The sequence below is a fragment of the Planomicrobium sp. MB-3u-38 genome, from assembly GCF_002836425.1.
GTDB classification, from domain to species: domain Bacteria; phylum Bacillota; class Bacilli; order Bacillales_A; family Planococcaceae; genus Planococcus; species Planococcus okeanokoites.
In genome coordinates this window covers 1-26,729 of sequence record NZ_PJBO01000064.1, presented here as the reverse complement: position 1 = coordinate 26,729, position 26,729 = coordinate 1, and the positions used below count along the sequence as shown (strand labels likewise).

Annotated in this window: 23 protein-coding genes; 5 read left to right on the top strand and 18 right to left on the bottom strand. The window is 46.1% G+C overall.

Features of this window, described 5'->3' with window-relative positions; all coding sequences use genetic code 11:
* Nucleotides 1-4 precede the first annotated feature (4 nt).
* The 3 genes from CXF70_RS13675 to CXF70_RS13665 all read right to left on the bottom strand — a co-directional run bounded on the left by CXF70_RS13675 (nucleotide 5) and on the right by CXF70_RS13665 (nucleotide 3,425).
* Complete coding sequence (locus CXF70_RS13675; RefSeq protein WP_101803139.1) at nucleotides 5-2,149, bottom strand: ATP-dependent Clp protease ATP-binding subunit; 2,145 nt, start codon at nucleotides 2,147-2,149, stop codon at nucleotides 5-7.
* A gap of 133 nt (nucleotides 2,150-2,282) precedes the next feature.
* Nucleotides 2,283-2,591, bottom strand: coding sequence for a metal-sulfur cluster assembly factor (locus CXF70_RS13670; RefSeq protein WP_033540921.1), 309 nt, complete (start codon nucleotides 2,589-2,591; stop codon nucleotides 2,283-2,285).
* Between the two features lie 66 nt (nucleotides 2,592-2,657).
* Complete coding sequence (locus CXF70_RS13665; RefSeq protein WP_101803138.1) at nucleotides 2,658-3,425, bottom strand: prolyl oligopeptidase family serine peptidase; 768 nt, start codon at nucleotides 3,423-3,425, stop codon at nucleotides 2,658-2,660.
* 164 nt (nucleotides 3,426-3,589) lie between these two features.
* On the opposite strand from CXF70_RS13665, the gene CXF70_RS13660 reads away from it, so the two are divergent.
* Genes CXF70_RS13660 through CXF70_RS13650 form a run of 3 tightly spaced genes read left to right on the top strand, consistent with a single transcriptional unit; the run spans nucleotide 3,590 to nucleotide 6,619 of the window.
* Entirely contained in the window at nucleotides 3,590-4,399 is an 810-nt protein-coding gene (locus CXF70_RS13660) for a Cof-type HAD-IIB family hydrolase (RefSeq protein WP_101803137.1), read from the top strand.
* Between the two features lie 16 nt (nucleotides 4,400-4,415).
* Nucleotides 4,416-5,270, top strand: a complete 855-nt coding sequence (locus CXF70_RS13655; RefSeq protein WP_101803136.1) for a DegV family protein — start codon at nucleotides 4,416-4,418, stop codon at nucleotides 5,268-5,270.
* A gap of 14 nt (nucleotides 5,271-5,284) precedes the next feature.
* Nucleotides 5,285-6,619 (top strand): CoA-disulfide reductase, encoded by a 1,335-nt coding sequence (locus CXF70_RS13650; RefSeq protein WP_101803135.1) that lies wholly within the window; start codon nucleotides 5,285-5,287, stop codon nucleotides 6,617-6,619.
* Nucleotides 6,620-6,851: 232 nt separating this feature from the next.
* On the opposite strand, the gene CXF70_RS13645 is transcribed toward CXF70_RS13650, so the two are convergent.
* The 8 genes from CXF70_RS13645 to CXF70_RS18245 all read right to left on the bottom strand — a co-directional run bounded on the left by CXF70_RS13645 (nucleotide 6,852) and on the right by CXF70_RS18245 (nucleotide 19,005).
* Nucleotides 6,852-8,321: an alpha-amylase family glycosyl hydrolase gene (locus CXF70_RS13645; RefSeq protein ID WP_101803134.1), complete on the bottom strand. Its 1,470-nt coding sequence runs from the start codon at nucleotides 8,319-8,321 to the stop codon at nucleotides 6,852-6,854.
* Between the two features lie 186 nt (nucleotides 8,322-8,507).
* Nucleotides 8,508-8,882: a YisL family protein gene (locus CXF70_RS13640; RefSeq protein WP_101803133.1), complete on the bottom strand. Its 375-nt coding sequence runs from the start codon at nucleotides 8,880-8,882 to the stop codon at nucleotides 8,508-8,510.
* A gap of 69 nt (nucleotides 8,883-8,951) precedes the next feature.
* A complete protein-coding gene (locus tag CXF70_RS13635) occupies nucleotides 8,952-9,851 on the bottom strand; it encodes a fumarylacetoacetate hydrolase family protein (protein ID WP_101803132.1) in 900 nt (299 codons plus the stop codon).
* Between the two features lie 42 nt (nucleotides 9,852-9,893).
* Entirely contained in the window at nucleotides 9,894-11,072 is a 1,179-nt protein-coding gene (locus tag CXF70_RS13630) for a DUF418 domain-containing protein (protein ID WP_101803131.1), read from the bottom strand.
* Nucleotides 11,073-11,082: 10 nt separating this feature from the next.
* The gene (gene addA / locus CXF70_RS13625) at nucleotides 11,083-14,697 is read right to left on the bottom strand and encodes a helicase-exonuclease AddAB subunit AddA (RefSeq protein WP_101803130.1); all 3,615 of its coding nucleotides are present in this window, start codon (nucleotides 14,695-14,697) and stop codon (nucleotides 11,083-11,085) included.
* Nucleotides 14,675-18,151 carry a helicase-exonuclease AddAB subunit AddB gene (gene addB / locus CXF70_RS13620; RefSeq protein ID WP_101803129.1) on the bottom strand — a complete coding sequence of 1,159 codons (3,477 nt, stop codon included), beginning with the start codon at nucleotides 18,149-18,151 and terminating at the stop codon, nucleotides 14,675-14,677. The genes addA and addB overlap by 23 nt, the downstream gene beginning before the upstream one ends.
* Nucleotides 18,152-18,233: 82 nt before the next feature.
* The gene (locus CXF70_RS13615; protein ID WP_101803128.1) at nucleotides 18,234-18,863 is read right to left on the bottom strand and encodes a TVP38/TMEM64 family protein; all 630 of its coding nucleotides are present in this window, start codon (nucleotides 18,861-18,863) and stop codon (nucleotides 18,234-18,236) included.
* Between the two features lie 4 nt (nucleotides 18,864-18,867).
* The gene (locus tag CXF70_RS18245; RefSeq protein ID WP_158241201.1) at nucleotides 18,868-19,005 is read right to left on the bottom strand and encodes a hypothetical protein; all 138 of its coding nucleotides are present in this window, start codon (nucleotides 19,003-19,005) and stop codon (nucleotides 18,868-18,870) included.
* Nucleotides 19,006-19,293: 288 nt separating this feature from the next.
* Between CXF70_RS18245 and CXF70_RS13610 the strand changes: the two genes are divergently transcribed.
* Nucleotides 19,294-19,986, top strand: a complete 693-nt coding sequence (locus tag CXF70_RS13610; protein ID WP_101803127.1) for an AzlC family ABC transporter permease — start codon at nucleotides 19,294-19,296, stop codon at nucleotides 19,984-19,986.
* The gene (locus CXF70_RS13605; RefSeq protein ID WP_084244676.1) at nucleotides 19,986-20,291 is read left to right on the top strand and encodes an AzlD domain-containing protein; all 306 of its coding nucleotides are present in this window, start codon (nucleotides 19,986-19,988) and stop codon (nucleotides 20,289-20,291) included. Before CXF70_RS13610 ends, CXF70_RS13605 begins: the two co-directional genes overlap by 1 nt.
* Nucleotides 20,292-20,304: 13 nt before the next feature.
* Here the strand turns inward: CXF70_RS13605 and CXF70_RS13600 are convergent, their stop codons facing one another.
* The 7 genes from CXF70_RS13600 to ftsE form a co-directional block, all read right to left on the bottom strand.
* Nucleotides 20,305-20,562 carry a CsbA family protein gene (locus tag CXF70_RS13600; protein WP_101803126.1) on the bottom strand — a complete coding sequence of 86 codons (258 nt, stop codon included), beginning with the start codon at nucleotides 20,560-20,562 and terminating at the stop codon, nucleotides 20,305-20,307.
* Nucleotides 20,563-20,580: 18 nt separating this feature from the next.
* The gene (locus CXF70_RS13595; protein WP_233208643.1) at nucleotides 20,581-21,735 is read right to left on the bottom strand and encodes a PDZ domain-containing protein; all 1,155 of its coding nucleotides are present in this window, start codon (nucleotides 21,733-21,735) and stop codon (nucleotides 20,581-20,583) included.
* Nucleotides 21,736-21,913: 178 nt separating this feature from the next.
* The gene (locus CXF70_RS13590) at nucleotides 21,914-23,020 is read right to left on the bottom strand and encodes a trans-sulfuration enzyme family protein (RefSeq protein WP_101803125.1); all 1,107 of its coding nucleotides are present in this window, start codon (nucleotides 23,018-23,020) and stop codon (nucleotides 21,914-21,916) included.
* Between the two features lie 12 nt (nucleotides 23,021-23,032).
* Entirely contained in the window at nucleotides 23,033-23,608 is a 576-nt protein-coding gene (locus tag CXF70_RS13585) for a redoxin domain-containing protein (protein WP_101803124.1), read from the bottom strand.
* A gap of 126 nt (nucleotides 23,609-23,734) precedes the next feature.
* On the bottom strand, nucleotides 23,735-25,054 hold the full coding sequence (locus tag CXF70_RS13580) for a murein hydrolase activator EnvC family protein (protein ID WP_101803123.1): 1,320 nt from the start codon (nucleotides 25,052-25,054) through the stop codon (nucleotides 23,735-23,737).
* Nucleotides 25,055-25,141: 87 nt separating this feature from the next.
* Nucleotides 25,142-26,026, bottom strand: coding sequence for a permease-like cell division protein FtsX (gene ftsX, locus CXF70_RS13575; protein WP_084244666.1), 885 nt, complete (start codon nucleotides 26,024-26,026; stop codon nucleotides 25,142-25,144).
* Nucleotides 26,016-26,702, bottom strand: coding sequence for a cell division ATP-binding protein FtsE (gene ftsE, locus CXF70_RS13570; protein WP_084244664.1), 687 nt, complete (start codon nucleotides 26,700-26,702; stop codon nucleotides 26,016-26,018). The genes ftsX and ftsE overlap by 11 nt, the downstream gene beginning before the upstream one ends.
* Between the last annotated feature and the right edge of the window lie 27 nt (nucleotides 26,703-26,729).

Sequence of the window (26,729 nt, the reverse complement as noted above, 5' to 3'; positions counted from 1 at the left end):
TGGCCTACGCTTCTTTTTTTGTGATTTTCAGTTGATTGTCTTCGCCCATCTCCAAATACATTGTCGTATTCGGCACAACTTCGCCTTTGATCAATTCCCTTGCTATTTTCGTTTCGATCTCACGCTGGATGAAACGTTTCAGCGGTCTTGCACCGAATAGAGGATCGGTTCCTGCTTCCAGTACATAATTGATGACCGAATCATCCGTTTCCAATGTGATTTCCTGCTGCTGCAAACGATCAGCCAGTTCATTGATCATCTTCTTGGCAATATGATAGAAGTGGCGGTTGTCCAGTGCATGGAAAATGACGATATCGTCAATTCTGTTCAACAGCTCCGGTTTGAAATGCTTGCGCAATTCAGCCATTACGATATCTTCTATATCATGCTCAGTGTCTTTTGCCTGGATATGGGACGATCCGATGTTTGACGTCATTATTACGACTGTATTAGAAAAGTTTACCAGTCTGCCCTGACTGTCTGTAATACGTCCGTCATCCAAAATCTGGAGCAGGATATTCGCGACATCCGGATGCGCTTTTTCAATTTCATCCAGCAAAACAACCGAATACGGATTTCTTCTCACCGCTTCCGTCAATTGGCCGCCTTCCTCATAGCCGATATAACCCGGAGGAGCTCCGACCAAACGGGATACACTGTGTTTCTCCATATATTCCGACATATCGATGCGGATGAAATGATCTTCCGAGTCGAAGAGATTCGCCGCCAGGGATTTGGCAAGTTCAGTTTTACCGACTCCTGTCGGACCCAGGAAAATGAATGAACCAATCGGCTTTCTTTCATCTTTTATCCCAGCGCGTGCACGCCAAACCGCTTCAGTCACAAGTTCGACAGCCTTATCTTGGCCAATGACTCTTTCTTTAAGCGTTTCATCTAGCCGCAGCAATTTCTCGCGTTCCCCTTCCACGAGTTTTGTTACCGGGATGCCTGTCCACCGGGCAACGATGCCGGCGATTTCTTCTTCCGTCACTTCTTCACGCAGGAGCCTTTCAGCTCCACCTGCAGCCAAATCGGCTTCCATGACGGCCAATTCTTTTTCAAGTTCCGGAATCTGCCCATGCCGAAGAACTGCTGCCGCATTCAAATCATAATTGTTTTCGGCTTCTTCCAGTTTACGGCGCAATTGGTCGAGCTGCTCTCTTTTTTCCTGGATTTTCTTCAAGGATTCTTTTTCTTCATTCCACTGATTTTTCATGCCGGATGAAGAATCCTTCAATTCCTTGATTTCTCCACGCAGAGTTTCGAGACGGGTTTTGCTGGCTGCATCTTTCTCTTTCATCAAGGCCTGTTCCTCGATTTCCAGCTGCATCAGCCGACGCGTCACCTGGTCGAGCTCCTGCGGCATCGAATCGATTTCCGTCCGGATCATGGCACAAGCTTCATCTATCAAATCAATTGCTTTGTCCGGCAGGAAACGCTCGGTGATATAGCGATCGGACATAGCTGCCGCGGCAACAATCGCCCGGTCATGGATGCGCACCGCATGATGCAATTCAAAACGTTCTTTCAGACCGCGTAAAATCGAAACCGTGTCTTCGACCGACGGTTCACGGACCAAAACTTGCTGGAAGCGTCTTTCAAGCGCCGGATCCTTTTCAATGTGCATCCGGTATTCATCAAGCGTCGTGGCGCCGATGCAGTATAATTCTCCGCGCGCCAGCATCGGCTTCAGCATATTGCCGGCATCCATCGCGCCTTCCGTTTTACCGGCTCCGACGATTGTATGGATTTCATCGATGAACAGGATAATCTGTCCTTCACTGTCCTTGACTTGTTTCAATACCGCTTTCAACCGCTCTTCAAACTCCCCGCGATATTTAGCCCCCGCGATCAACGCACTCATATCAAGTTCATAAATGATGCGGTCTTTAAGGCCTTCAGGGACGTCATTGCGGACAATCCGCTGTGCCAGCCCTTCAACGATAGCTGTTTTACCGACTCCGGGTTCACCGATCAGCACCGGGTTGTTCTTGGTTTTACGTGACAGGATGCGGATGACATTGCGAATCTCTTCATCACGGCCAATGACCGGATCCGCTTTGCCGGATTGTGCCTGCTCAACCATATTGCGTCCATATTGCTCCAAAGGCGATTTTTGCTCTTCATTATTTGCTGCAAATTGAACCATTATAATCCCCTCCAAATTCTTTGACCTTCTTTGACTAATTTAATTATAGGAAATTTATTCTCATTGCGCAACTATAAGCATCCATAAAAAAAACCTTTCCGGAATCAACATTCCGAAAAGGTATCTGTACTGCTTATCTGACGCCAAGCGCCATTTTTGCGTATCTTGACATATGCTCTTTGCCCCATACCGGCTGCCAGACGATTTTTACATCGACTTCTTCCACTTCCGGCAACTCATACAAAGCTTGTTTGACCATTTGAACGATTTGAGGTCCCATTGGACAACCCATTGAAGTTAAAGTCATTGTAACCACTGCAAATCCGTCTTCAGATAACTCGACATCATATACAAGGCCCAAGTTTACGATATCAACACCCAGTTCCGGGTCGATTACTGTTTCGAGTGCTCCCATCATGCTGTCCTTCATCTCTTGATCCATGACGATCCCTCCTTTTCCTATTAACTCCATCTTAACAAATTTCCAAGCAGAATCAAATTGACACGCTTATTTCCCCAAATGCTCTGCCAGCCATTCTGTCGCGGCAAGCATCCCTGGACGGCTTACGGCGTGGCCAGTTTCTTTTTCACGCAGGAATTGCAGCCTGTCTTGAGCTTCCCCGTATGAATTTTGTAACTTCTTATAGAAATCATAAGTCGGTCCGAATGGAACGATGATGTCCTGCTCGCCGTGCCAGAAAAACAACGGCCGCTTGTTGAAAGAGTCCATTTTTTTTGTGCCATCGAACTGTCCCAGTGTTTTAAGCATATTAGCGCGTTCTTCTTCAGTTATCGGCAAAGTGAAACCTCTTGATTCAAATTGGGTCATCTGTGCATTTGCCAGCTCGACATAATTTGCGGCTCCCATCATAATGGCTGCCGCTGGTATCCATGGATAGACGGTCAATGCACCGAGAGTTGTGATCCCTCCCATGGAAGTGCCCCCTATAGCAGGTTCGCCTTTCACCAGATGCTTTTCTTTTGCCAGTTTATGTATTTTTCCAACTTCTTCGATAGAAGTAAGGACGATTTCCCAAAATCTGAGACTCAATTGAATCGCATCCTGGTCTTCTTCTCTTTCTCCGTGAAGATGTGCATCAGGCAATAAAACACGGATCCCTTTGTCCGCCAGCTGGTAAGCATAATGCAGATTATGTTCCTTTGCACTCATATGGCCATGTAAAAATATGACCATCGGAAGCTCCTTGTCTGCAGCATCGTCCGGAGCGACATGCAGCAGCGGAATGCCTTCCCAAATTTCTTTAATGATTTTCACTTGCTGCTTACCCCCTTTTCTTCTAATCCTACCAATATTCATCTCATATTTCATAATGATAAGTATCATAAAAGCAATTAATTGAATGCTCTGAACTCAAGATTTTTTGACTAACCCTTCTAATTATCGCTAAACTGTATATATATAGAAAGGAGCCGTTTTACATGAAACAGCATTTGATCGTTCTCGACCTGGACGGAACTTTATTGACAGACCAAAAAGTCATTTCCGAAAAAACGAAAAAAACATTGGCAAAAGCGATGGAGCAGGGCCATCAAGTAATGATTGCAACCGGCCGGCCTTATCGTTCCAGTGAACCTTATTATAAAGAATTAAGATTGAAAACTCCTATCGTCAATTTCAACGGCGCGTTTGTTCATCATCCGACCGACAACAGCTGGGGCAGATTCCATACTCCGATCGGTTTGGAAACCGTCCACGAAGTTGTGGAGTCGATGCATGATTTTAATTTCCATAATATCGTAGCTGAAGTTCTGGATGACGTTTATGTACATCATCACGATGAGAAGCTGATGGATATCTTCAGATTCGGAAATCCTTATATCACGACAGGTGATTTACGTAATTACTTGAAAGTCGACCCAACTTCCATGCTGATCCATGCGCCATATGAAAGAGTCGGCGAGATCCATGACCACCTGAATCAAGTGCATGCCGAAGTTATTGACCATAGAAGATGGGGTGCTCCGTGGCATGTAATCGAAATCGTAAAAAGCGGTCTCAGCAAAGCGGTCGGTCTTGATCAGGTTTCTAAATCACTCGGCATTTCAAAAGAAAATATAATTGCTTTCGGCGATGAAGACAATGACTTGGAAATGATCGACTTCGCAGGAGTCGGCGTAGCCATGGGGAATGCCATTTCGCCATTAAAAAATATAGCCAATGAAATCACTTTGAGCAATAATGAAGATGGAATAGCAGAATTATTGATTGACCGCTTGAATTTAAAATAAGGAATGGGGGATTGGAATGAGATTATTCGCAGACAGCGCATCAGATTTACCTAAAGAGTTTTTTGAAAAGGAAAACGTGGAATTGTTTCCGTTGCGTGTGCATATCGGCAATGAGGAGTTCGAAGATATCCGGACCATCCATTCGCTGAAGGTTTATGACGCCATCCGCAATGATATACGGCCAAAAACTTCACAGGTATCACCGGACGAAATGCTTAACGCCTTCGAACAATTAGCGAAAGATGGTGAGGAAGGATTTTATATCGCCTTTTCTTCCGAGTTATCAGGCACTTATGGGACAGCAATGATGGCATCGGAACAAGTTCGTGAAGAATATCCGGACTTGAAGCTCACCGTACTTGATTCGAAACTGGCCTCCCTTGGCTATGGAATGCTGGTCAAAGAAGCGGTAAAACTCCGTTCACAGGGACATCCTCTAAAAGAGATCATTGAACGGATCCGTTTTATGGCGGATCACACAGAATCTCTGTTCACAGTTGAAGACCTTGATTATATGGCTAAAGGCGGCCGTATTTCAAAAGGTAGTGCGTTTGTCGGCGGACTATTGAATATCAAGCCATTGCTCCACGTCGAAAACGGGAAATTAGTGCCGATTGAAAAATTGCGCGGCCGAAAAAAAGTCGTTAAACGCATCGTGGAATTAATGGAAGAACGCGGCGAGCAGCTTGAAAAACAAATCATTTCGATCAGCCACGGTGATGACGAAGAATTCGCCCACTTGATGAAAGAAGCGATTGAAGAACAATTCCACCCGAAAAATGTGGAAGTTTATATGATCGGTTCAGTTATCGCAGCCCATACAGGACCGGGTACTCTTGCGGTATTCTTCCAGAATAAATTAAATTCCTAAAGGGGTGCTGTTGGATGGAAAAGATCCTGATCGTCGGAGCAGTTGGCGGAGGCGCCACAGCGGCAGGCCAACTGCGCTTTTATAATAAGGAAGCAACCATTAAAGTTTTCGACCGGGATTCAGTCATGTCCTATGCTGCATGCGGAACACCTTATGCAATTGGCGAAGTCATTGAAGACGAAGAATCCTTATTAATGGCCAATCCTGAGCAATTCCATGAAAAACGCAATATCGATGTCCACTTGAAGCACGAAGTGACGGCGATCGACCGCGACGATAAAAGTATTCATGTAAAAAATTTGGAGACGGGCGAAGAGTTCCAGGAGAGTTACGATAAATTGATACTCGCACCTGGCGGAACGGCAATTTTGCCGCAAGTGAAAGGCAGCGAAACAGCAAATATCTTCACTCTGCGGAGCTATAACGACATGCTCTCCATCAAAGAGTATATCCGCTCGAATAATCCGCAAAGCTGCACCATTTCAGGCGGGGGTTTTATTGGCCTCGAGATGGCGGAAAATCTCAAGGAGCTTGGCATCGATGTTCATCTGGTCCACAAATCAGACTACGTCATGTCAATCCTTGATGAAGACATTTCCCGGGAAATTGAAAAGGAATTATTATTGAATGAAATCCATCTGCAGACCAATGCTTATATCACAGAAATAAATGGACGTTCGCAAACCCTGTCAAATGGGGATGTCCTTGAAACGGATTTCATCATCATGAGTGTCGGTCTCGCGCCCAACGTCGGTCTGGCTAAAGATGCTGGACTGGAAATCGGAAAAACTGGCGGAATCGTAACCAATGATTATATGCAGACTGATGACCCCTCAATCTACGCAATCGGGGACGCGTCCGAGAATTTCGATATGGTTACCGGTGAACCGAAACGCGTGCCTCTTGCCTGGCCCGCACATCGCCAGGCCTATATCGCCGCTAAGCATATAAACGGTGAATCCATTCCCAAAAAAGGGCTGCTTGGCACCTCAATCGTTAAAATCTTCAGCTTAACAGCTGCGATGACCGGTTTGAACGAAAATAAATTGCGCGAACTTGAAATTCCATCCGTGAGTCTCATCCATAACGGCAATTCAAATGCCGGTTATTATCCTGACCATGGCAAATTGAAATTGAAAATCCATTACGACCCGAATACCAGGGAAATCTTCGGTGCCCAGTGTCTGGGGACGAAAGGCGTGGATAAGCGGATAGATGTCATTGCGACAGCGATGTATGCAGGGCTGACCGTCGATGATCTTCAAGCGCTTGAACTCTGCTATGCCCCACCTTACTCATCACCAAAAGATCCTGTGAACATGGCTGGTTATAAAGCGGATAAAAAGTAGGAAAAGCGACGGCATCCGCTTAGCTCTGAAAAGCATAAGACAGAACAGCAGAGTGGCGTCCTTTGCCACGGCAGCTGGGCTGGCTTATGACTCGAAGAGCTGGATCGCCGGAGTCTGGACACAGAAACACCTTTACCAAGAAATTTTCATCCTTAAAAAGTTATACTTTCCAATCATTAATAACAAAAACGGCACAGAAGTTTTCTTTCTGTGCCGTTTTTCTATAACTTATTTAATTTTCGCCTTGCTTTTCATTCGCAGTTTTAGCTGCTTCATCCGCTCTTCGCTGGCGGCCTTTTTTCCAGACCACCCATAGGAAAATCATAAATACGACATAGAGAACAATCAATGCCGCAATATAAGCTTTGTTGAACCCGCGTTCGTCGATGACGTGGAAAGTTTCGGCGATTTCACGGTCCAGTGTGATTTTATAATCGCCATTCGCTTCCTGGCGGACAATATCGTTTTCGAACAATCCCTGCAGCTGTTTGTCACTGCCGATTTCATCTGCCGAAATCGTGAAGTTTCTTGTGCTCGAGGAATTATTGATGGCAATGATCCATGTTTCTTCATCGTTCGATCTTTTATAGATGAGCCATCCGTCTTCTTCGTGAATGACTTCCAGCTCGCCGGTCCGCAAAGCCTCCGACGAGTTGCGCAGCGAATTCAAGTTTTTGATGTGGTCAATCAATTCCTTGTCAACCGCCATGTTCAGCAATTGATGGGATTCCGGCAAGCTTTTTCCGTTCATCGCAATCTCTGAACCATATTGGACAACTGGAATTCCCGGCATCGTCAATAATTGAGTGAACAATAAACGCATGCGGGTCGGCGGGAACCCCTGTGCTTCCACAATATCAGAAGTAATGCGTGATCCCCGCAGTGAATCGGCCTGAATCAATTTCCCTTCAGCATTTTCCATCAACTCCGGCAACCCGGATGTATCCTGGTCAAAGTTTTTATAACTATTGCGTAAAGTTTCCTCGACGCCAGGCAAAACAACCGCATCAAGACCCTCTACCGGCTCCATTTCAGCATCGCCGATCAGATAAATATCACGCACTGATTTAATTTCCTCTGAAAAACGGGTAATAAAGCCTGTATCCAATTTCTCTGTCTCCTGCAGCCTCAATCCATCAATTTCATATTGCTGAATAAAGCCGCTGACAACTTCTATCAAGGCGTCTTGCACATCAGGGTTAGCTGTATCCAACGCATAAGTCCCATCTTCATTTTCAATAAACCATTCCGGGTTGTCTTTTAACCAGAAATGCTGGCTGCTGAGTTGTTGAGTAGGAATGTCGATCATCAGTTTCATTTCATTTTCATGGACAGTTTCCAAAAGATCCACAAAGTCTTCTTCAGTTCCAAAATGTCTTTCAAATTGGCTGTAATCGATCACTTCTTTACCGTCGTATGTAGCTGAAGCAAACACCGATCCTATCGACAGGACGGTAAAGCCCATATCATTAATATGGAGAATCTCACTCGACAGCCCCGCAAAATCTCCACCGTTGAATGCGGAAGGATCTGTCGCATTAACCTCAAAATCATTTGCGAGCTGCTTATTGAAGTACCGATCAACCAGTACATCGTATATGCTTTCATCTTCTATTTGTCTTGTTTCATCTGCCGACGCGGGAACTGCTAAGCCCAGCAACAGCATCATGCTCAAGATACCGGAAATCCATTTCGCTTTCAATCCTATGTCCTCCTTCAATGAGGGTTTATTGCATGCCACTCGGTCTATTTTAACAAACTACCGTCCCCCCTGCTATTTAAAGATGAATGAATTCGCTGTGCGGTTCAACAGTTTCGTCTAAACTGTGAATGCTGAAGAAAATTTCCCCATAAAAAAAGGATGCCACGTGGGCATCCGTCTTTTTTATTAAGCTAAGAAATTAAAGCCGATCGGTAATTTAAAGCCGTAGAACATGGTTACTGCCAGGAATACAGCAAACAGGATCCAGAACATAGTCACGGATTTCCCTTTTTTGCCGCGTACCAGCACCATTTCCATCATACCGATGGTCAATAGGCCGAACAGGAATTTCAGTCCATATTGCATGGCATCAAAAGATGAGTGTGCTATGAATAACGCCAACCCGGTAATGATGACCAAAATATAGAACAAGCGCAGAATCATGTGGATAATTTTGCGTCCTTTGCTTTCAGGGGCCATGAATGCAGCTATTACGAAAAGCAGAATAGCAATGACCCAAGTCGTGATGTGAAGATGTGTAGTTTCAGTTAAAAAGTCCAATTCGTCACCTCTTTTGATATAGTTCTCCTATAGTCTACCATAATTTTCACTGCCGGCAGCAAGGAGGTGCTATGACAAATTTGTGACGAGTGTCCCGATTGATTCAATTGAAATCTTCACTGTATCTCCGGCTTTCAGGAATTTCGGGGGATTGAAGCCTTTTCCGACACCAGCCGGCGTCCCAGTCAAGATGACATCACCCGGTTCAAGCGGCGTGTATTTTGAAATCTCCGAAATAAGGTCATCCACTCTGCGGATCATATCTTTCGTATTGCCATTCTGGCGTATTTCTTCATTGACTTTAGTGACAATCGACAGATTCTGCGATTGCGGTATTTCGTCTTTCGTTACAATATAAGGTCCCATCGGACAGGATTTAACCAGGCTTTTGCCCAGGAAATACTGTTGATGTTTCGATTGAAGATCGCGCGCTGTCATATCGTTTGCAATCGTATATCCGAAGACATGGTCGTAAGCCATCTGTTTCGGGATGGAACTGCCGCCTTTTCCAATTATAACAGCAAGCTCTCCTTCATAATCATAGGAATCCGTTAAGCCGCTATGGACTGGCACAGTTTCATGGTCAGCAGCAATAGCTGCAGGGGATTTCGTAAAGACGACCAGATCAACAGGCGCCTCACCGCCCATCTCTTTGGCATGTTCAGAATAATTTCTGCCTACGCACAGTACATTTTTAGGTGTGCGCGGCACGGGTGCCAGCCATTCGATATCCGAAAAAGAGTGTTTGAAATCAGCGGGATTCTCCGTTTGGGCTGCTGCATCCGCCAACTTGCGGATTTGCTCAACAAATTCCACTCCCTGTGATAATCCTTCAATCAGCTGTGCCGGAAAAGACGGAAGAACACCAAGTTCATTCTGGATTTTTAAGACATCCCAAACGGCTTCTTCTTTTTTCACTTTTGGTCCGAATGCTTCTTTTCCTTCATAGCGAAATGATAACAGCTTCATTTAATAAACACTCCTTTTCTTTGGTTCCATTAATTATACACATTAATTATTCGATTTGTTGCTTTTTTCGAAATTTAATCCATACGTCACCTTTCGCCAGAAAATTTCCAGCGGTCCCTGGCTGAATTTGGTCAGCCAGATTTCGGCAAAAATCAATTGCAATGCAAAGATGCCGAATGCCATCAAGGTCCCGGTCAGAAGGCTGACCTGTCCGTATAGACCTAATCCATATGAGTAGAAGATTGTCGTAGCGATAAGTGATTGCATGATATATGTTGTCATCGACATCCGGCCCACTTTAGTCAATGGCCGGAGCATCTTCCGAGTTCCGTCACTTTGTGCAAGGAGCGCTATGATCGCTGCATAGCTTACCGCAAGCAGCGGTCCACCGAAAATTTCCTGTAAGAAAGTCAGCGCGATATTCGGTCCAAAAATATACGGAGTCAGTTTCAGCAGCAAACCTGCAATCAATCCTGTCGCCATAAGCGCAATCCATAATTTCTTCAATTCTTTCGTGCGTTCGATCAGCCGCCATTTGGCTGCAGCTGCGCCAATCATCGTAAGGGGCAGAATCGTAACAATCAAGATGATGTAATTCAACGGATTATTGCCATACATCCAGTCATCAAAACGCTGCCGGAAAATTTCGGCGAACGTACCTCCTCCGTAAGCGGCAATCGAGTTCTGCACTTGCTGGATGCCGACATAAAAGCTCGAATCCAGCGCTACCGCCGCAAACATCATGACAAGCAATAAAGTCTGGGGAATCACATATATGATGACGCCAAGCGACAGCAGCCATTTTGACTCAAGCCGGATCATGCCGATCAGCAGGAACCCCATGATTGCGTATGTGATCAGAATATCCCCATACCAAATGAGAAATGCGTGCAGAATACCGAAAATCAGCAGCACTGACAGCCGTTTTACCGCCATTGGCGCAAATGATCTGTTCCTTTCCTCCGCCCTTAAAAATTGCATGCCCAATCCGTATCCAAAAAGCATAGCGAATAACGGATAGAAACTGGCCTGGACGAATACATCAAGAAAAGAAAATGTCGCTGTATCCCCAGGAGCGTCAAACCATGTATACGGGTCTATATAATAAAGCGGTGAATGAAAAGCCAGCATATTGATAAGAAGAATGCCCAGCAAGGCGAATCCTCTCATCAAATCAATCGCTTCCACCCGTTCATCCAGAGCCACAGGTTGTAATCTCACAAAAATCCCCCTAAATTCTTACCTCTTTTTCCGCCGAAAACAGATACAGCAGTTTTTCTTTGATCGGTACTTTTAAAATCGCTTCAACAGCTTCAGTATAAACCGTCAATTGAACTTCATAACGGGCTGACATTTCCGACTGGACGTCTTCAATCTGATAGAGCCGGTCCGTCTTGTAATCCAGCAGCACCCAGCCGTCTTCCTCTTCGAAAAGGCAATCGACAATCCCTTGGATGATCTGATAATCGCCTTCTTCGTCTTCCTTCGCATAGGTAAAGGGGACTTCCCTTTTAATTTGTTTCGCCTCCATTAACCTGCGGGCTGTATCACTTGAGTAAAACGCTGCAATTTCCCGCACCCTTATAGCTCTTCCTTCTTCACGTGACAGAATTTCCATGCCGACGAGCGTTTCAATCTGTGCGGTTATTTCTGCAGCGGACAACTTTTTATCCAGCGGAATATGCTGCATCAGCGAGTGGACAGCTGTCCCGATATCGGATGCGGCAAGACGTTTTTCCTGCAGAAAATCAGGACGGTCATGCAGAGTACGCTTGGAAGGACCGATGCTTTGAATAAATGATTCTGGCTCATCAAGACGCTGCAGCATCTGCAGACGTTTCATCTCCGACACTGATTGTTTGGAACGTTTTTCTACTGATTGCTGATGCGGATAGCGAAAATCGAATCTGTTTCTGATTTCAGTTTCCAGGTCCTGCAGCTCGCCCTGCAACGGCGACAGCTCCTCAAATACTAGCGGCGCCGGCAGAAGCGATTGGCTCTCGACAAGTTCGACCTGAAATTTCGAATGGTGCGGCAAGAGGATTCCGGATCGGTTCATCAATCCTTCGGCATCCGGATGCCGAGCTATTGCCGGACCGATCCAATCCAGATAGCCTTTGGCCCGCGAACGGACGAAATCCGGCAGTCTGACATCAGGTGACGCCGATTTCCAGCGTTCGAAAAGAGATTCGGGATCTTTCACGGAAGCTGTCAGGAACAGCCGCTCTTTAGCACGGGTCATCGCTACATATAAAACTCTCATTTCTTCCGCTTTCATCTGCAATTGCTTTCTTTCTTTCACGGCAAGAAACGGCAACGATGTATATTCCACACGAGTCTCGGGATTGACCGCTTTGACGGCTAAACCATAGTCCTGGTCAAACATATAGGATTTGCGGAAGTCCATTTCATTGAAAGACCTTCCAGTGCCCGCAAAAAAGACTACAGGGAATTCAAGCCCTTTCGACTTATGGACGGTCATCAGCCGGACCACATTCTCTTTTTCACTGAGCGATCTGGCAGTTCCAAGATCATCACCGCGTTCACGCATCCGGTCGATGAAACGCAGGAAGCGGAATAAGCCACGGAATGATGTTTTCTCATATTCCAAAGCCCTGTCGTGAAGTGCCCGCAGATTCGCCTGCCGCTGCTTGCCGTTCGACATGGAGCCGACCATCTCGTAATAATTGGTATCAAGATACACCTGCCAGATCAATTCCGCCAGTGAGCCTCGGCGGGCGAGATTCCGCCAGTCTTCCAGTTGCAGCATGAAGCGCTGCAATTTTTCAGCAGCTTCCCTGTCGCTGCCGGTGCCGCTCCGGATGAACGATTTGACGGCATCATAGAAAGTCGCCTGTGGAGCAGCCAGTCGTATTTCAGCAAGCTCATTTTCGCGCAGGCCGATAAACGGTGCTCGCAATACTGAAACAAGCGGCACATCCTGATACGGATTGTCGATGACCCGAAGTGTGTTCATCATGATCATCACTTCCAGGGCATCGAAATAACCGCCTGCCAATTCTGTATACAAAGGAATCCCCGCCATTTTGAATTCATCGTCAAAATCACCCGACCACGTCATTGAACGCATAAGCACTACAATGTCACGATATTCCAGTGGCCGTTTTTCATTGGTCCACGGGTCGTGCACATATGTTTCACGCTCCATCAATTCACGGATCTTCGCGGCGATGTATCTTGCTTCCCATTGGGATTTCGCCAGATCTTCCGATTCTTCAGCCTGTTCTTCCTCCATTTCGGGTTCATGGATCAACGCCAGTTCAATCGGTGTTTCATTGTCGGGATAAGGTGCTTTATGTTTTAAAGCGGCGGCTTCGTCATATTCGATCTCACCGACCCGTTCCCCCATTATCTGAGAAAAAATATAATTGGTGCCATCCAGGATCTCTTTTCGGCTGCGGAAATTGGCATTGAGGTCGATGCTCATGCCTGTCCCTTGCGCTTCTTTGGTGAAACGGCCGTATTTTCCCAGAAACAGCATCGGTTCAGCCAGTCTGAATCTGTAGATTGACTGCTTTACGTCCCCTACCATAAAAAGGTTGCCGTCTTGTTCGCCGCCTGATTTCACCAGACCCAATATCGTTTCCTGCAGCATGTTCGTATCCTGATATTCATCCACCAGTATTTCTTTGAACCGGCTTCGGTATTCTTTTGCGATAGGAGAGGGTTCTCCATCTTCACTTAGAATTTCGAGCGCATAATGCTCCAAATCTGAAAAATCCACAATGGCGCGGTCCACTTTCAGGGCTTTATATTGCTCAGCGAAACGGTTCGTCAAATCCACCAATGTTTGCATCAACGGGGCCATTTCGCGCATTTCGTCCAATAACCTGGACGGCTTGCGGATAAAATAAGCATCCGTTATGCCTTTAACTATCTTCTTCACTTCATTGCGCAGCGCTTTTGCTTCATCCGCCAGGACAGGGTCGCATGAATCCTTCTTGATGCTCCCTGCTTTTTGCCAGATGATGCGCTGTGAAAATTCATAAATATCGTTCCAGGAGCGGTCCAAGGCGGCAATTGCCGACTTAATCAATTCCGAATCCATTTCAAAAGTATCGGCCAGGATTGCCGGTCCATCCGGCTGCTGAGCAATATCAATTCCATCTCTTGTCAGTTGCAGCGCCTCTTCAAAGGCATGGCGGATCGTCATTTTCAGATCACCGATAAACGGCAGCTCGTCGATTACCGCTTTATCTGGCACATCGTAGAGCGCGGGAACTTGCTGCAGCCAATATTCAGGATTGGGATGAACGCGTGAATAGTCATACAGCTTACTGACCAGCACTTCCATCGCCTGGTCGCTGCGGTCTGATGTAAAACTGTCGGCCAGGCGGTAAACTGCCTCCGCATTTTCACCTTCGTAAGCTGCTTCAAGAACAGCTTCGAGCACATCGTCACGCAGCAGCGCCGCCTCTGTATCCCCGGCAATCCGGAACCCGGGATCTATTTCAAGAAGATAGGCGTATTGTTTCACTACCGAGAGGCAGAAAGAATGCAGCGTGGAAATCTGTGCTTTATTAATAAGGCGCAGCTGCTGCCTTAAATGTTTCGATTCCGGATTTTCAGTCACCGCTTTTTCCAGCGCCTTCGACATTCGGTGGCGCATTTCAGCTGCTGAGGCATTGGTGAACGTGACAACCAGCAGTTCATCGACTGAAATCGGCTCGTTCTCATCCAGCACCTTTTCAATCATGCGGTTGATCAGAACCGCCGTTTTGCCAGAGCCGGCAGCTGCTGAGACCAGCATATCCTGCCCTTTTGCCCAGATTGCCTGCCATTGTTCATCGGTCCAGGTGGCATCATTCGGTTTTGTCGGAATCATGGTCGCCAGTCTCCTTTCGAATCAATTCAACAGCCTTATCGGATGATAAAGACGGCAGTTTGCGGTATGTCTGTTCCGGGTCTGATGGGTCAAATTGGCAAATCGACCGGTAAGAACAGAATTGGCATGGCGTATCATCTTTCACCTTATATGGTGTAATGGAAGTGACGCCGTCCAATATTCCGTTGCCCGCATCCTGGTGTTTGCTCCGCACGAATCGGCGGATGACTTCCATATCATCTTTACTTACTGTCCGCGACTGGGATTTTGAAATGCTGCCGTTTTTATTCATCCGCACCGGAATGATGTTCGAATAGCCATCGATTTCATTGTCCATCGCTTTGATCACTTCTTCATCTTCAACGACCAGCCCATTCATTTTGAACGACTTCGCCATTTCTTCCTCCACTTCTTCAGCCGTCATCAGCTTCGTCGATTTCAGCATCGGATTGTGCATGTGGAAATACAGCACTCCCGCCGGTTCTGCCTGCTCACCCAACCAGCGGTCGGAATGTGTCAAAGCAACATCCAGATAAGTAAATGTCTGCAAAGCGATGCCGTGATAAACTTCACCAAGATCCAGTCCGTGTTTGGATGATTTATAATCGACTACACGGATATACGGTTTGCCGTTGATATCCGTCGAATCGATGCGGTCGATTCTTCCGCGGATGTTCATTTTCCTTCCTCTTCTCAGCGGAATATCCAATGGCGGAATCGTCTCTTTCGTGCCAAATCCGACCTCTAATGCCACTGGCGTAAAGCCGGTGACTTTCGCGTGTTTGCTCAACATGAAAGCTGTCTGGCGGATAATCGCCTCCAGCTTATGCTGAATGTACCGATAACGGTGTGAACTTATCAGAATATGGTTGACGAAATAAGGCGATAATTGATCCATCGCCTGTTTCGCCAATTCACGGCAGTCTTTATTGCTTAATGAAGACCAGGAAACGTCAAGCCTGTTGACTTCATCCGAAATCCATTTGATGGCCGCATGGAACAGGTCCCCCATTGCCGGCGGCGCCAATTTATATTGGCTCCGCTCTTCGAGGCGCAGACCATACGCGGCAAAATGCGCATAAGGACAGCCATAAAAAGTTTCTACACGCGATACGCTTGAAGAAATAGGCGTACCATATAATGGTTCAGCAATTTCATCCCGAAGCTGATCGGCTATATTCGGTTTCGCCGGTTCCATAATCCGCTCAACCACTGAGGACCAGAACGGATCTTCCTTATAATAAGAAAGCACTGCCTGCCATTCAGGCGTCAGGGAACCGCTTCGAATCTGTGAAGACAAATACGCCAATGTGGCTCGGGGATGCGAAATATAGCTTAAATGATCAGCTTGCTTAAGTTCCTCCGGATCCGCTACTGCAGGTGTCAGTTCCACGCCAAGCATATCAATGAACTTCTGGATATACATTGAAGGCAAAAGCGCTTTCCCTTCTTCATCAGCAATCGGGTATGAAACCGTCAAAAAGTCAGAAGCCGATGTGAAGGCGCGGTAAGCCATGAATGTCTCATCCAATAGCCTTGTTTTAGTGCTGGGTGCGAGTTCAAAACCGATTTTCGCAAACCACTCGCGGTCCGTGTCTGTCAGCAAACCTTCCTGTTCGATTCGTTTCGGCAAAACACCATCGTTCACGCCAATGACAAAAACCGACTTGATATCCATCAGTCTCGCCAAATCAATCGTTGAAACTGTAATTTCATCCAGTGAAGGCGGAATCCGTGAAAACTCCAGTGTCTCAAACCCTTCATCAAGGATCCTTACAGCAGATCCGAGTTCAAGTTCCTTGTCGCCGAACATCAGCACGAACTGATCCAGAACTCCGATCCATTGTTTCCATGCCTGTTCATGTTCAGCCGCGGCCAATAATTTGTGCTCTGACTCTTCCCGCTCTTTCAAGTCGAGGATTTTATCATAGACGCCCATGTCTTCTACAAACACAAAGAGGGCTTCCGCTATTTCCCTTCCGGTTGAACAACTTTCCAATTGTTCTTTCAGCACAGAAAGCGGCTCACGGACCAAATCCCTTACCGCGTGAAGTTCCATCTGAAGCGCCAATTCTTCATCGGTCTGGACTCCGGTATGAAATTCCAGTCCCCGGTATTTTTTATAGAACCAGCGCTTTTCATCAAACCAGCGTTCTCCATATATTCCATTGGCAATAACAAAATTCTCTAGGACGTCGCTGCGCTCCCGCCATTTCCCCACACTTCCCTGAGGAAAGAAAAGATCGGTTTTGATCGCGCGAAAAACCGGCTCATAGGAATAATTCGATTGCACAGCTTCAAGTACTGAACGACAGAATTCAATCAACGGATGGTGAAGCATGGATTTTTTTTGGCTGATGAAATAGGGCAATTCGTATTGCGGGAAAATGGTATTTATCAATTCATCGTAAACCTCAGGCTGCCGGTACAGAACAGCAATATCTTTATACCGCATGCCTCCTCTGATCTGTTCCCTTATCGAGCGTGCCATCGCATGCACTTCAGCTCTCCGGTTGGCGGCTTCGATCAGATTGACATGTCCTTTTGTCTTCAATTTTTGAAGCGGATAATCATCAAAATGTCGTTCAAGGTGCGCCAATTCCGAGTTGGTAAATCGCTGAGGCGATGGCAGATGCACCGCATTCTCAACTTGAAGGCCCTCTTTTTTTGCCTGATCGACCAACCTGCGTGCCGTATTTGCGGATTGGAAAAACAATGCCTGTTCATCATTGGCATTTGCCGTTCCGTCCATCGGCAGCGCAATCGTCACTGATTTGGCATGTCTCATCAACTCAAAGATGATTTCGTATTCACGCGCAGTAAATGTGACGAAGCCGTCAATATAGATATCAGACCGCTTCACCTGCTCAGAGAAACGGATCTTTTCGGACAATAAAGCCAGGTGCCCTTCTGAGTCAACGAAAACCGTACCCAATCGGTTCTCTATTTCCGCCAGGATCAGTTCAAGATCCGAAGCCTTATCCAGTAAAGTCCTCGGCGCACCTGCTTCTGCCAAAGTAGAGCGGATTTCCGTCAATTCACCGCAATCGACACAGTACCTTGAAAATTCTTTGATCAGCTGCTCAATTTGGTCAGTGAAACCCCGTTTTCCAGCAGCGCGGCGGAATAATTGGAATTCATCACGATGTTCTTCGAGCAGGCTGCGGATCAGCATACGATAACCGAAACTGTCCACTTCTTTTCGGCTGATCCCCCCAGCTTCCTGAAGCACCCGCCAGGCAAGGCGCTTGAAAGTCACTGCCTGCGCGCGGATCATCCCTTTCATGCCATCAGCAGATGACAGGCGATACTCGGTTGAAAAGGACATCTGATCGGGAACAATGAAAAAAATCGGATCTCCGTCCGCACTCCTTTTTAGGGTTTCCACTATTTCATCCAGTATATAAGAGGTTTTTCCGGAACCGGCACGTCCATAGATTATTCTTAATGACATCTGAACACCCTTCCTTCTAAGAACGTTTGTTCTTATTTTACAATAACCAGCGCTTATCAGCCAGTTTCACGGCCGTTATGGACTAGTCTTCTTTCGAACGGTCTTTATTCGCCGCTTGGCGAAAATCCTCTTCAACTTTCTTATTCAGCCTTTTTTCAATTATTTTCCCTACTATATAAAGCAGGATGATGACGATGATCACGATAATTGTCCTGACTGGATTATTGAACAGCGCGCGGATATCATATCCGACATATGTAATCATGAAAACCATTACCGTCTTGCCCGCAATCAGAGTCAATAAATAATAATGTTTGCTGATATTGGATAACCCGGCCACCAGGTTCACGAGCGCCGATGGTGTGAATGGAAAACACAGCAGCAGGAATAAGGGGCCAAAACCATTGCGTTCCACCCAATGAATCAACCTTTCAACTTTCTGGTGTTTAGTCATAAAGTTTAAAAATTTGGCTCGCCCATACTTGCGGATAATTAAAAATACGCTGTACGATCCCGCTACAGAACCGGCTAAGGATATTAAAAAGCCGAATAGCAGGCCATACGCTCCGGCATTAGCGAAAACAAATACAAAAAGCGGAAGAAACGGTAGAAATGCTTCGATGAAAGGAAGCAAAAATCCGATGAACGGCCCGATTGAGCGATAGGATTCATATAACGCTGTGATATTTTCCTGTGAAAAGAATTCCGACATAGGCTCATTCCTTCTGCTTACAAAATTTTTCAAAAGCGGATCCAGAATCCGCTTTTCTTGTGTCCAGACTCCAGCGCCCAGCTCTTCGGGTCGCTTCGGCCTTGGCAGTTATGGCAAAAGCGCTGCATAATTTAGTGGTCATGAATGCTGCTCCTGCATCGCTGCGCTGCTTCGTCGCAAAGAGCGGTCCGAAAAATTTCGGCCCGGCTCTTCACTTCCGCTTTTCTTGTGTCCAGACTCCAGCGCCCAGCTCTTCGGGATATAAGTCATACCAGCTGCGTGGCACAAAGCGCCACTTCGCTGGTTCGCCTTATACCTTTCAGAGCTTAACGGGCACTTCCGCTTTTCTTGTGATATGCTATTATAACTACTTTACACTCTTTGCCCTTGTTTGGAAAAGAGAAATACTTTTGGATAAGGAGAGAAGAAGATGGAACATCGCGGATTTTCTGCGGGGGTGAAAGCTGGTGTCAGTATCGCAATCGGCTATTTTCCGGTGGCATTGACATTCGGTCTTTTAGCCAAGACTACGGGCCTTTCGCTTATGGAAGCGACAGCCATGAGCATATTTGTCTTCGCTGGTGCAGCCCAATACATATCTTTGTCTTTGATCACAGCGGGAGTTGCACCTGCAGTGATCATAATAAACACATTCATCGTGAATATCCGCCACTTTCTAATGACGGCTTCGCTCAATGAAAAGATGCAGCCGGATGCAAGATGGAAGAAGGCGCTATACGCATTCGGTATTACGGATGAATCTTTTTCTGTTCTGGCAATCCAGAAAGAAGATAATCTCAGGACTTCATTTGCCGCCGGGGTCATCGCTGTTTCATACGGCAGCTGGATCGTCTTTACCGCGCTCGGCCACCTGATCGGCGCTAATCTTCCGGAATTTCTGCAGGCTGCCATGTCCATTGCGCTGTACGCCATGTTCGTTGGACTGCTCGTGCCATCCATGCGCGGCAATCGTAAAGTTGTGAGTCTCGCTGCCATTGCGGCTGCATTGAATTCGCTCTTCTTTTTTACCGGTTGGCTGTCAACAGGGTGGGCAATTCTGGTCTCCACTCTAGCTTCCGCCGTCATCATCGAATTGATAGCTTCGAAAGGAGGTCGTTCGTAATGGGATCATGGATTTGGTGGACCATTCTCGGCATGGCCGTCGTTACATATATTCCGCGGGCCATTCCGCTCACTTTTCTGGAAGGGCGTGAGTTGCCCCCTTCTCTTCAAAATATATTACGGAATATTCCTTTCGCTGTTCTCGGAGCGCTTATTTTTCCCGCGATCTTTTTCATACAGGACAACATCTGGTTTGGTGTCATTGGAGCCGCCGCTGCGTTTGGCATCGCATTGCTTGGAGCCAACGTCATGGTTGTTGTTCTGGGGTCAATCGCTGTTCTGGCTGTCTACAGTTTATTTATTTGAAATAGAAAAGCCGTCATTCATCTTCATGAATGACGGCTTTTTTGCTGCGTTTGTACATATTTGTGGCATACCAGAATCCGGCGGTGAGCGAAGCGGCGTTTACAGCATAGAGAAACCATGTATTTGTATAGCCCGCATAGACAGCGGCCGCGATAAGCGCTACGGTCAGGACCAGGCCGACAATGTGGTTGAAAGTTACGCGGGTAAACAGGATGACGAGAAGACCCGGAATCAGCAAAGATAGAAAAAATTTAGTGATCATTGAATCCATGGAATCATCTCCTCCGTATCAGACTACAATCAAACCGAGGCGGTAATGGTCATGCCTGAAAATGACATGCTGCCTGAGGCGCATTTCTTTATTATGGTCCAGTACTTCCAGTCGGCAATGAGCGGCGTTGACCTGGATTGCTTCATAAAGCTCCGCTTCGTTCGTAACCGTCAGGCCGTTTACTTTACGGATTATTTCTCCGCGGACCAGCCCCATTTTTTCTGCTGGCGAATCTGCGAGAACATCTACAATCATCACTCCAGTTGTTTGCGGAGCGACTGCGTGGTTTCCTTTATTTTCATTGATTAAGGCGATGATCGAAAGAACCATGCGCCCAATTGCACCCGCGAGCAATGCGGCAAGCGCCATCGGCTGCCAGAGATAGGAAAACAACGCCAGAAGTATGATCAATAATCCGAGCATCCAGATCCGGGTGCCGAGCTGAGGGTACAGATATGCCGGCAATGTTCTGCGCGCTTTGCCTTGAAAACCGATTACAGCAGGGAATAAAATAAACGAAAAACCGGTGCTGCCAATTGTAAATTGCGGCCAATATGGCAGATAGGCTTCCAATAGATCACCCGGCACCACCAGCAGCAAAGGGATCAACCATAAACGCTTTGCTTTATAAAAGACAGCTGTTAAACCGCGCGACGTTTTCTGGAGCCTTGGTGAAGAAGCTTCCTCGCCTCGACGCACCACAAGCCGTCCCTCCAGGAAAACCATTGCTCCAGTTATCAGAGCTACGGGCAGCAGCCAATTCCATGCCACCGCGTAGCCGCTGAAATCGAACACCCCAAATGGAATCGTCCAACCATAATTGGCGAGCAGCCAGCCGAGGCCAATTGCGCCAAGTGCCAGATAGACAAATGAAGCCAGATAGTAAATTCCCGAAATCACGACTGCGGCACTTACTAAACTTAGAGCGACGAGCCATTCCAAAGAAACTGTCAGCCCGATTGCCGAGAACAGGACTGAAAATATAAGGGCGTATAGAATCCCGTCTTTCATCAAATGGCCGAATTCCCTCCAACCCCAAACAATTCGGGTACGGAACAGCTTCCTCTCTTTTTTGACCCTGAAATAACCAAGTAAAATTGCTGCAAGCAGTGCTATGTATAAAAGTGGATTGACAAAAAATCTGCCGATATCCAATAAAGCTTCCATGACCATCCTTGTTCACCATCCATTCACCGGCTATTGACGTTAACTTCCATTGTACCAAAGAACCCCTGCAACCTGTACTTCTTTTTGAGCCAAGAGCGGCCAAAGGTTTTCCGGCCGGCGCTTTACGGCAAAGCCGACAAAACGTTGGAGCCGCAGCGGTGCTGATACAACATGAAAATCGCTTCTAGTTGAATGCAGCAGCCAGCTGTTCCAGAATATCTTCTGCACCTTCTATTCCTGCCGAAAGACGGACGATTCGGCGGGTGACGCCGACTTTAGCTTTTTCTTCATCTGATAGAGCCCGGTGTGATGTACCGTATGGATATGAAACCGTCGTTTCAACTCCCGCAAGCGTCGGTACTATTTTTATCCAGCCCAGTGATGAAAAGAAAACCGGAACATCGATTGATTCTGGTACTTCAAAGCTGACGATCGCACCTTTCCCCGGATACCAGACCTTCGTTTTTTCATTCAGGAAATCTGCTATTGCCTGAGCATTTTCAGTTTGTGCCTTCATGCGCAGCGCCAATGTTTTGATGCCCCGGATTGTCAGCCATGCTTCAAATGGACTCAGGTTCAATCCCATATTGACAATACGCTTTTCGGCGATTGCAATAAGTTCCGCGTTCCCCACCAATACACCAGCTGTTACATCACTGTGGCCGCCGAGATATTTCGTCGCGCTATGGGCAACAAGGTCTGCGCCGTCTTTATATGGAGTCAATGTGTATGGAGTAGCAAATGTATTGTCGATCATCAGTTTAAGGCCATAATGCTTTTTCAACTGATCAAGCACTTCCATATCTTCAATTCGTAAAAAAGGATTTGTGATGGATTCACTGAAAATCAATTTAACTTCAGGATAATCGATGAGAATTTGTTCAATCGCGCTTATATCCGCGAAATCCGCAAAATGGACCTGTATTCCCATTAAAGAGAGTTCTTCTTTTAATAGAAGGAAGGTTCCGCCATATACATCCTCCGCAGCGAGAATATGATCTCCGCTTTTGACAACCGACAGAATCCCGGCAAGTATGGCTGATGTACCTGAAGAAGCAGCGACTCCTTTTGGTGCACCTTCAAGTTCCGCGACAGTCGACCCGAGGGCATCCGTATTCGGATTCGCTGTTCTCGAATAAAGATAAGATCCATTCCCTTCATAATAGCCTTCCAATTCTTCCAGAGTCGAAAACGCGAAAGCGGAAGTCTGGTAAACCGGCATTACTTTTGGCTGGATGATCCGTTCTTTCATTTGAGCGGTGTGAACCGACTTTGTTTCAATGCTTGTCAATTTAATTTCCTCCTATTCCATATCTGCAATAAATTCTTCCATCATTTCTTCATTCATCGGTCCCACAATCTTTTGCTGAACCTTGCCTTCTGTATCAATCATATAAGAAGTGGGTATGCTCGCCGCCTGATAGAGCTCACCGATATCACCCTCTGTATCCATCGGTATCGGGAAAGTCAAATTGAACTCATCAACAAATGCATTGATCTTGTCCATGCCTTTATCTGCAGTCGTCAGATTGACAGCCAGGATTTCTACATTTTCCTCATCTGCCTGTTGTTCATAATATGCCTGCATATCCGGCATTTCAGCTCGGCATGGCGGACACCAGGTAGCCCAGAAATTCAATATCACTTTTTTCCCTTTATAATCAGAAAGCCTTACAGCTTCTCCTTCCAAAGTGGTCAATTCAAAATCGGGAGCGGTCTCCCCTTCAGCCAGGCCTTCCTCTGTTGGAAGAAACTCAACAACACTGCCTGCATTTAAACGGTCTGTCGCCTGCCTCTCCTCGACATTTTTCTTCACAATGCCTACTACCAGCACAGTGATTAAAATACCCACAAGTAATAAACCCAACAGTTTTTTCATAAAGTTTTCACTCCATTCGCATTTAATCATACGATAAAACCAGGCATATCCGCTACTCTCCAAGATAAAAAGCTATAAATTCCTATGAAAAAACCGGCATCTGTGACGATGCCGGTCAAAAAATGATCAGTTGATATAATTCATAGGGTTAACAGCGTTTGAACGCGCACCATTCCAAGATCCGATATGGATTTCAAAATGTGAGTGAGGTCCAGTCGAACGGCCAGTACTGCCCATTGAAGCAATACGCTGACCTTGTGATACAGCCTGTCCAACAGATACGTTAAGCGAACTGTTATGTGCATAAACAGTCGTGTAAGCTTGTCCGTTGATGGAATGCGTAATCATGACCACATTGCCGTAAGTTCCCATTGCACCGGCATATGATACATATCCAGCTGCTGATGCAACGATTGGAGTTCCCGCACTGTTGGCGATGTCAACACCACGGTGATTTTCATTCCCTGCTCCGATATTGCGTCCGCCGTAGTTGGACGTTAAACGGCCAGCCGCCGGGCGGATGAAGCCTCCGCTGTTTTGAACCGGTGCACTGTAAGTTGTTACAGATGAGCTTGAAGATTGTTTGCTTGCCGCCTCTTTTTGGGCTGCCGCTCGTTCAGCTGCTTCTTTGCGTTTGCGTTCTTCTTCGGCTTTTCTTGCTATTTCCTGTAAGCGCGCCTGTTCATCTGCGATTTTTTTCGCCAGGGCATTGCTTACGCCAATCGCCTCAGCATGCTCTTTTTCCAAAGCGGATTTTTCTTTAGCAAGACGTTTCTGCTCTGCTTCCAAATCTGCTTTCAAGCCTGCCTGTTCTTTCTTTTTGCTATCAAGTGATGATTTTAGCTCTTCTAACTCTGCACGGCGATTTTCCTGCTCCGCCAGTTTCTTTTCCACTTCCGCTTGTTGTTCAGCAAGAAGTTTTTTATCTTCCGCCTGCTCGCGCATGATATCACGATCAGCTTCGATCAGCATATTTACTGCTGAGAAACGGTCGATGAAATCAACAAAGCTGTTAGCTCCAAGCAATACATCGATATAGTCCACTGAACCGCCGCTTAATTGGATCGCGCGTGCGCGTTCCTTAAGCAATTCTTCACGTTCAGCAATTTTGCGTTCCAATTCTTCGATTGATGCTTTTAACTCATCAATTTCTAGGATCGTTTGGTCAATTTCAGCTTGAACCGAATTGATTTTATCCTGTGTTTCAGTAATCTTGTTTTCCAGCTCGTTGATTTGTGCAACGATTTTTTCAAGTGTAGATTGATTTTCGCTGATTGCATTCGCTTTTTCATTGATATTCGAATTTAATTCGCTCTTTTTTCTTTCAGCTTCCTGCTGTTCCTTTTTCAGGTCGCTCAAATCATTAGCGCTTACTGACGGTGTCACCATCGTAATCGCTAATAATAATGAAACAACAGACAACATCCATTTCGACTTCGAGTTCAAGTTCGTGTTCCCCTTTCGGCTTTACGTTCTTTTCTATCTGTCTCTTTTCTCTCTCTCTACGACTCTTATATTTAATTTCCTTCTATACTAAACACGCAGGAATTTACGGATTGACATAAAACTTCCCCAGATTCCGATGAATACGCCCATTAGAAGGATCAATGCGCTTACCTGGTAAATGAATGGAGCAAAGTCCAGCAACTGGATCATTTCGCCGCTCAATTTAGGCTGCGCGAACTCAGTAACGTTATAGTAAAGCGTTACAATCAATGCAATTGGCAGGATTGAACCGAGCAAGCCAAGCCACATTCCTTCAAGGATGAATGGAATTCGGACGAACCAGTTTGTTGCTCCCACAAGTTTCATGATTTCAATTTCGTGCCGTCTTGCCACAATCGTAATACGGATTGTGTTTGAAATCAGGAACATTGCGGTAAACAATAGGGCAAGGATTAAAACGAGGCCAACATTACGGCCGGTGTTCAGGAATGTGAACAACTTTTCGATTTTGCCTTCGCCATATTTCACTTCTTCGATTCCTTCAAGCTGTGAAATTTCTTTAGCCACATTTTCAGTTTGCTGTGGCTCAGTCGCTTTTACATAAAAAACATCGAGTAATGGGTTATTCTGTTCAAACAGGCTGAACTCATCACCGAAGTCCAGAACCAGATCAGAAAGTTCTTCTTCTTTAGTGGAGTAGTTGACCGATTCAACGCCGGACATACTCAATATCGCATTTTCCATTTCAGTGACACGCGCTTCATCAGCTTCCAGTGAAACGAAAGATTTGATTTCAACATCGTTCTCGAGATCATCTGCTACTTTATTCAAGTTCATCATGATCAGGACGAAAACGCCTACCAATAATAATGTGACAGTTACTGCACTGACGGATGCGAATGTCATCCAGCCGTTGCGTCCAAGGCTCTTAAGGCTTTCACGGAAATGGCGGGTTAGTGTTCTAGCCTTCATATCCGTAGTCACCTCCAACTTCATCACGGGCAATTAGCCCGCCTTCAATCGCGATGACGCGGTGTCTCATTGTATTAACAATTTCCCGGTTGTGTGTCGCCATTAAAATTGTTGTCCCGCTCGCATTGATGCGTTCGAACAGGTTCATGATATCCCATGAAGTTTCAGGGTCAAGGTTACCAGTAGGCTCATCGGCAATAACCACTTTCGGGGTGTTGACAATTGAGCGTGCCACTGAAATCCGCTGTTGCTCTCCACCTGACAATTCCCTTGGGAACATCCGTGCTTTATGTTTCAAACCTACAAGGTCCAGTACTTCAAGTACGCGTTTACGGATAGCTTCAGGTTTTTCCTCGATTACTTCCAATGCAAATGCCACGTTTTCGTAGACATTCAATCTGGGCAGCAATTTAAAATCCTGGAAGACAACACCGATTTGACGGCGAAGCAATGGTACATTTTTTCTTTTAATTTTTGCAAGATCTACGCCATTTACTAACATTTGTCCTGATGTCGGGCTCTCTTCACGATACATCATCTTGATGAAAGTGGATTTTCCTGCACCACTCGGACCTACTATATATACGAACTCGCCTTGTTTGATCTCAACGTTCATGCCGTTAAGGGCTACAATGCCGTTCGGATATTTTTTATAGACGTTCTTCATTTGTATCATCTATTATAACCACCTATATAAATTGTA

Bases quoted from the DNA above. Each gene is read 5' to 3' on its own strand.
- CXF70_RS13610 (WP_101803127.1), top strand. From the start codon at position 19,294: ATGGAACATCGCGGATTTTCTGCGGGGGTGAAAGCTGGTGTCAGTATC.
- CXF70_RS13675 (WP_101803139.1), bottom strand. From the start codon at position 2,149: ATGGTTCAATTTGCAGCAAATAATGAAGAGCAAAAATCGCCTTTGGAG.
- ftsE (WP_084244664.1), bottom strand. From the start codon at position 26,702: ATGATACAAATGAAGAACGTCTATAAAAAATATCCGAACGGCATTGTA.
- CXF70_RS13655 (WP_101803136.1), top strand. From the start codon at position 4,416: ATGAGATTATTCGCAGACAGCGCATCAGATTTACCTAAAGAGTTTTTT.
- CXF70_RS13670 (WP_033540921.1), bottom strand. From the start codon at position 2,591: ATGGATCAAGAGATGAAGGACAGCATGATGGGAGCACTCGAAACAGTA.
- CXF70_RS13595 (WP_233208643.1), bottom strand. From the start codon at position 21,735: ATGGTCATGGAAGCTTTATTGGATATCGGCAGATTTTTTGTCAATCCA.
- CXF70_RS13600 (WP_101803126.1), bottom strand. From the start codon at position 20,562: ATGGATTCAATGATCACTAAATTTTTTCTATCTTTGCTGATTCCGGGT.
- ftsX (WP_084244666.1), bottom strand. From the start codon at position 26,026: ATGAAGGCTAGAACACTAACCCGCCATTTCCGTGAAAGCCTTAAGAGC.
- CXF70_RS13585 (WP_101803124.1), bottom strand. From the start codon at position 23,608: ATGAAAAAACTGTTGGGTTTATTACTTGTGGGTATTTTAATCACTGTG.
- addB (WP_101803129.1), bottom strand. From the start codon at position 18,151: ATGTCATTAAGAATAATCTATGGACGTGCCGGTTCCGGAAAAACCTCT.
- CXF70_RS13660 (WP_101803137.1), top strand. From the start codon at position 3,590: ATGAAACAGCATTTGATCGTTCTCGACCTGGACGGAACTTTATTGACA.
- CXF70_RS18245 (WP_158241201.1), bottom strand. From the start codon at position 19,005: ATGACCACTAAATTATGCAGCGCTTTTGCCATAACTGCCAAGGCCGAA.
- CXF70_RS13605 (WP_084244676.1), top strand. From the start codon at position 19,986: ATGGGATCATGGATTTGGTGGACCATTCTCGGCATGGCCGTCGTTACA.
- addA (WP_101803130.1), bottom strand. From the start codon at position 14,697: ATGATTCCGACAAAACCGAATGATGCCACCTGGACCGATGAACAATGG.
- CXF70_RS13650 (WP_101803135.1), top strand. From the start codon at position 5,285: ATGGAAAAGATCCTGATCGTCGGAGCAGTTGGCGGAGGCGCCACAGCG.
- CXF70_RS13615 (WP_101803128.1), bottom strand. From the start codon at position 18,863: ATGTCGGAATTCTTTTCACAGGAAAATATCACAGCGTTATATGAATCC.
- CXF70_RS13635 (WP_101803132.1), bottom strand. From the start codon at position 9,851: ATGAAGCTGTTATCATTTCGCTATGAAGGAAAAGAAGCATTCGGACCA.